Below are 372 nucleotides of genomic sequence, written 5' to 3' on the forward strand. Positions count from 1 at the left end.
GCGCCCTTGGGCATCTGCAGCAGTGCGCTGCGCCAGCCGGCGATCAGGCTGTCCAGGCGAAACCACTGTGGCGTGTCACTCTCGTCGAAGACACTGCCGTCTGCCAGCGAACCGCGATAGCTCACTTGCACCCGGCTACGTGCCGAGGGCGTCGGGCCACTGCCGCTGCCCAGCTCGCTCACCAGCACGCCGTTCTCCAGCACCCGGGTGCCGGGGCGCTGGCGCTGTTCGGCGAGAAAGCGCTGTTCCGCTTCGATAGCCTTGGCATGGCGTTGCGGCGAGGCCGCGATGCGCGCTTCGTGCTCATCGAGCAGCTGTTCGATACGGGCGCTGTCCAGACGCAGCGGCTTGCCGTCGTAGGCCTGGCGCAAG

Annotated in this window: 1 protein-coding gene; it reads right to left on the reverse strand. The window is 68.3% G+C overall.

Features of this window, described 5'->3' with window-relative positions:
• Positions 1-372: FKBP-type peptidyl-prolyl cis-trans isomerase (locus J0A65_RS26385; protein ID WP_206597144.1), on the reverse strand; the 372-nt coding region annotated here is incomplete at both ends.

Source organism: Bowmanella yangjiangensis (assembly GCF_017255015.1).
Classification (GTDB): Bacteria; Pseudomonadota; Gammaproteobacteria; order Enterobacterales; family Alteromonadaceae; genus Bowmanella; species Bowmanella yangjiangensis.